Genomic DNA, 4,875 nt, shown 5'->3' with positions numbered 1-4,875 from the left:
TCAGCCCAGCTCCAGGTACAGGCCCACCAAATCCATGGTAGCCTTCATTCCGTCAAAATGCGTCCGCTCCATGCCGTGGGAGGCGTGAACGCCGGGGCCGATGAGGGCGCCTCTGGCGTCCATCCCCGCTTTCCAGGCCACCGCCACGTCGGAGCTGTAGTGGGGGTAGATGTCCACGGCGTAGTCCACCCCGTTGTCCCTGGCCAGGGTGATGAGCCGGGACACCATATCGTAATCAAAGGGACCGGCGCTGTCCTTGGCGCAGATAGACACCTGATACTCCGTACATGTCAGATCCTCGCCCACGCAGCCCATGTCCACCGCCAGCAGCTCGTCCACCTCCGGCAGGGTGGCCCCGCCGTGGCCCACCTCCTCGTGGACGGTGAAACACACCTGGGTGTGATACCGGGGAGACAGACCCTGCTCCTTCATCAGTCTGAGCAGGGCGAGCAGGCAGGCGGCGCTGCCTTTGTCGTCAATAAACCGGGATTTCAAAAATCCGCTGTCCGTCACGGTGGTTTTGGGGTCGAAGCACACATAGTCCCCGGCGGAGATGCCCAGGGCCTCCACATCCGCTTTCTTCCGCACCTTTTCGTCAATGCGCACCGCCAGGCTCTTCTCCTCCCGGGGACGGGTGGCGGCGTCGTCAAAGACGTGGGCGGCGGGAGAGAGGGACAGAATGGTGCCGGTGTACACCCGGCCGTCTCTGGTGTAGATCTTACAGTACTCCCCGTCCAGAGTGGGCAGGATGGGACCTCCCACCTTGGTGATCATCAGCATCCCGTCGCTGGTGATGGAGCGCACCATCAGTCCCAGGGTGTCCACGTGGGCGCACAGGCCGATCCGCTTGCCCTCCTCCCGGCCAGGCACCTCCACAATCAGATTGCCCTTGTTGGTGCGCCGGGTAGCGCAGCCCGCCTCCCGGGCCAGCGTCTCCGCCTCCTCCACCACTCTGTGGGTAAAGCCGCTGGGACTGTCAATGGTGAGCAGCCGGCGGGCGGTATCCATCAGCAGCGTCCGGCAGTTTTGGGTATTCAGCATTTGCATCCGCTCCTCAGTTGTAGTAAGATGGATTTATCTTATACCAAACCACAGGAGAGATGCAACCATGCCGGAAGAAAAGACCAACGTGATGCGGATTCTGGACCAGAAAAAGGTGGCCTACACCCCCCACTGGTATGCCCACCCCAACGGTGCGGTGGATGGGGTCAGCGTGGCCGCCCTGATCGGAAGGGACCCGGCGGCGGTGTGCAAGACCCTGGTGACCCAGGGCGCCAGCAAAAAATATTATGTATTCGTCATTCCGGTGGGGAAAGAGCTGGATTTGAAGGGGGCCGCCCGGGCGGTGGGGGAGAAGTCGGTGGAGATGATTCGCCAGGCCCAGCTGCCCCCCCTTACCGGCTATGTCCACGGGGGCTGCTCCCCGGTGGGGATGAAAAAGCAGTTCCCCACCGTTTTCGACCAGAGTGTGGAGGCGCTGGACACCATCATTGTCAGCGCCGGGCGGATCGGCGCCCAGGTGGAGGCGGCGCCCGGGGAACTGGCCGCTCTGGTCCGGGGCTGTTTCGCGCCGGTGAGCAAGTAAAGATACCGGTCAGCCGTCTTCCACCGGCTCCGCCACTACCAGTACGTCCCCCGGCTGGATTACGGTGCTGCCGGTGGGGATGACCGTCTCCAGACCCCGCTTGATCAGGATGATCAGGCGGGGTTTTGTGTTGGAAAACTGGCTGATGGGATGGCCGGCCCACTTGCTGCTCCGCTCCACCGGCACCTCCCGCAGGTTCAGGTGTTCCTGTTCCTCAAAAGAGCGGGCGGCCAGCACCAGCCGGTCTCCCTCTTGCAGAGCGGTATCTCCGCGGGGTACGAGGCACGCGCCACTCCGGTCCACCATGGCCACCAGCAGCTCCCCCGGCAGGCAAAGCTGGCTGACGGTCTTGCCGCACCAGGGGTGGCCGGGTCCCAGCCGGACCTCCACGAAGTCGACGTCGCGCTCCTCCTGATAGTCGGTGAAGGTTTTGCCCACGTCGGCATTCAGGTCGGTCATGGACAGCCTGCCCGCCACCCGGGGCAGCAGAGTACCCTGGATGGCCATGGACAGCAGCACAATGCAGAACACCAGGTTGAACAGGTCGTACTTCATCTCCATGCCGCTGAGTACGGCGGAGATGGCAAACACGATGGAGGCTACGCCTCTCAGGCCTGCCCATGCGGTAATGCCGATCTGCCCCAGCGGGGCGCGGAAGGGGAGCAGCAGAACGGTACACACCAGAGGCCGGGCCACAAAGGTGAGAAAGGCCATGATGGCCAGGGCGGGCAGCAGCACGGCGGGCAGACGGACCGGCGTTACCAGCAGGCCCAGCAGGAAGAAAATGAGTACCTGGGCCACGTGGGTGGTCACGTCGAAAAAGTGGACCAGATAGCGCTTCTGGGTCAGGCTGGTGTTGCCCAGCCAGATGCCGCACAGGTAGACGCTGAGGTAGCCGTTGCCGCCGGCGGCGGCGGGGAGGGCATAGGCCAGCAGCATGACGGCAAAGAGAAACACCGTCCGGTTCTCCTGGCTGCGGAGCAGATCCTGCCGCAGCAGCCAGGCGGCGCCGGCCCCCAGCAGCAGTCCGCCGCCCACACCCAGGAGCATCTGCCTGGCCAGCAGCAGAGGCAGGGACAGCTCCTCCCCCGCCATCAGAGCCAGGGCGGCGGTGGTGAGCATGTAGGAGATGGGGTCGTTGGAGCCGGACTCCATCTCCAGCAGGGAGTCGGTGTGGTGTTTCAAGGCCAGCTTTTTGGTGCGCAGGATGCTGAACACCGAGGCGGCGTCGGTGGAGGAGATCACCGAGCCGATGAGCAGGCTCTCCAGCCAGGGCAGCTTCAGCACCAGACAGGCAAACAGACTTACCGCCAGGGCGGTTCCAGCCACCCCCAGGGTGGAGAGAAGCCCCGCCTGCACCACCACCGGCCGCGCCGCCTGGAGGTTGGTGCCAAAGCCGCCGTAGAACATAATGAAAATCAGACAGACCGAGCAGATCAGGTTGACCCCGGCATAATCGTCAAAGGGGATGCGGAAGATGCCGTTTTCCCCAAAGCACATCCCCAGGGCCAGAAAAATCAGCAGGGAGGGTACTGCCAGCTTTTCCAGAAACCGGTTCATCAGAATGCAGATGAGAATTACCGAGCCGATGAGCAAAAGTGCGCTGTTCACAGATCTATCGCCGCCTTTCCCCTGTATCCACGGTTAATTATGTGTCATTGTATCATAAAAGAAAGGACGAATGCAAATCCTTCCGCCGGAAGGGAAAAATTCCGGCGGAGGGGGGAACTTTCCCGGCGGCTCTTCGTCTATGTGACTGACAAACCAAACCGCAAAGGAGAATCTGCTATGAAAAAGATCGGCGCAGCCGCGCTCACCCTGGCCCTGGCCGGGGCCATGACCGTCCCCGCCCTGGCCGCGGAGGACATGCTTATCTCCCCCAACCCCAATGCCTACGCCACCGCCATTACCCTCAACGGGGAAGTGCTGAACACCGCCGGCATCCCCGCCGCCAGCCGGAGCGACCTGCTGCCCCTGCGCCTGGTGGCCGAGTCCGATCACGGCTCCGCCTTCTGGGATGAGGAGAACAACGAGGGCTGGTTTACCTTCGGGCAGGACCGCATCACCGTCCAGTTTGAAGCCAACACCATTCTGGTCAATGACGTGGCGGTAAACACCACCGCCGAGGTCCATCACGGCGTTACCTATGTCCCCGCCGCTGTGCTGGAGGGACTGGAGGGCTTTACCGTGGCCGCGGAGACGGACTCCGTCACCATTACCACTCCCAACAACGATCCCCTGGTGAAGCTGGCCTATTCCATTATGGACAGCAGCGAAATGTTCGGCAGCCGGACCTATGAGGACGTGCTTGCCGATGCCTATCACATCCCCGCCGATCAGTTTGAGCAGGTGGTGGCTTTCTTTCCCATGATCACCAGCCCGGACACCGTGCTTGTGGGCAAGCTGGCTGAGGACGCTGACGAAAAGGCCGTTACTGATGCGCTGGAGGCCTACCGCCAGAGCCAGGAGGACACCTTCTCCTGGTATCTGTCCCAGCATCTGCCCAAAGTGCAGGATGCCCGTACCGTTGTGACGGATGGCTATCTGCTCTTTCTCATCGGCGAGAACGCCGACGAGGGTGAGGCGCTGTTCCAGGCTTTTGTGGCGGAGCAGGGCTGAGTTTCCCACATACGGAACCCGGGCCAATCAAAAAGCGATGCGTGCAGGACTCCATTGGTCCCGCACGCATCGCTTTTTGCTGTTTCATGGAATGGACAAGCGGTTCAGCCGGTTTGGCCGCTCCGGCCTTTCGCGTTTGCCCTGGCCACAAATTTCTCGCCGGAGACGATAAAGCGCTCATGGTGTCCTTTCCCGATGAGACCTCCGTCATCATACGCCGTTACATCAAATACCAGACGTTTGCCGTCCACCTGAACCAGTTCCGCCTCCGCCCAAACACGCATTCCCACGGGAGTGGCGGCCACATGCTCAATCTCAAATTTGGTGCCGACGGTATTCTGCCCCTCTTCCAGAGCGGCTCGAACCGCACCGGCGGCAGCGCTTTCAATTAAGGCGATCATATAGGGACTTCCGAATACGGGAAGCAGCGCGCTGTCAAGAGCGGCGGCGGTATTTTCGCAGGCCGCCGTCATTTTTGCGCTGCCCTTCATTCCAACTGTAACACCCATAAAAATTTGTTCCCTTTCTCCGCCGCGCCCGGCGGGCGCAGGACAGTTGTCTTATTTTTTGTAATCGTAGAAGCCGATGCCGGTTTTGCGGCCCAGCTTGCCGGCACGGACCATCTTCCGCAGCAGCAGGGAGGCGCGGTACTTGGGATCGTGAGTCTCGCT

6 protein-coding genes are annotated in these 4,875 nt (G+C 61.8%); 2 read left to right on the top strand and 4 right to left on the bottom strand.

Annotated features, from left to right (window positions below):
• Nucleotides 1-1,041 carry a M42 family metallopeptidase gene (locus Q0J74_RS10395; RefSeq protein WP_297214358.1) on the bottom strand — a complete coding sequence of 347 codons (1,041 nt, stop codon included), beginning with the start codon at nucleotides 1,039-1,041 and terminating at the stop codon, nucleotides 1-3.
• Nucleotides 1,042-1,108: 67 nt separating this feature from the next.
• On the opposite strand from Q0J74_RS10395, the gene ybaK reads away from it, so the two are divergent.
• Entirely contained in the window at nucleotides 1,109-1,585 is a 477-nt protein-coding gene (gene ybaK, locus Q0J74_RS10390; RefSeq protein WP_297214356.1) for a Cys-tRNA(Pro) deacylase, read from the top strand.
• A 9-nt stretch (nucleotides 1,586-1,594) separates the two neighbouring features.
• Here ybaK and Q0J74_RS10385 read toward each other — a convergent pair whose 3' ends face one another.
• Nucleotides 1,595-3,196 (bottom strand): potassium/proton antiporter, encoded by a 1,602-nt coding sequence (locus Q0J74_RS10385; protein WP_297214354.1) that lies wholly within the window; start codon nucleotides 3,194-3,196, stop codon nucleotides 1,595-1,597.
• A 177-nt stretch (nucleotides 3,197-3,373) separates the two neighbouring features.
• Here Q0J74_RS10385 and Q0J74_RS10380 point away from each other — a divergent pair, with 177 nt between their 5' ends.
• Nucleotides 3,374-4,204: a DUF4358 domain-containing protein gene (locus tag Q0J74_RS10380; RefSeq protein WP_297214351.1), complete on the top strand. Its 831-nt coding sequence runs from the start codon at nucleotides 3,374-3,376 to the stop codon at nucleotides 4,202-4,204.
• Between the two features lie 104 nt (nucleotides 4,205-4,308).
• Here Q0J74_RS10380 and Q0J74_RS10375 read toward each other — a convergent pair whose 3' ends face one another.
• Together Q0J74_RS10375 and Q0J74_RS10370 are read right to left on the bottom strand one after the other, a co-directional pair.
• The gene (locus Q0J74_RS10375; RefSeq protein ID WP_297214349.1) at nucleotides 4,309-4,713 is read right to left on the bottom strand and encodes a thioesterase family protein; all 405 of its coding nucleotides are present in this window, start codon (nucleotides 4,711-4,713) and stop codon (nucleotides 4,309-4,311) included.
• 51 nt (nucleotides 4,714-4,764) lie between these two features.
• Nucleotides 4,765-4,875, bottom strand: a 111-nt coding sequence (locus tag Q0J74_RS10370) for a 3-hydroxyacyl-CoA dehydrogenase family protein (RefSeq protein ID WP_297214360.1), incomplete at its 5' end; no start/stop codon positions are given.

It is taken from the genome of uncultured Flavonifractor sp. (assembly GCF_944387675.1).
Lineage (GTDB): Bacteria > Bacillota > Clostridia > Oscillospirales > Oscillospiraceae > Flavonifractor.
The sequence above is the reverse complement of the archived record's forward strand: the minus strand, read 5'-3'. Positions and strand labels throughout refer to the sequence as shown.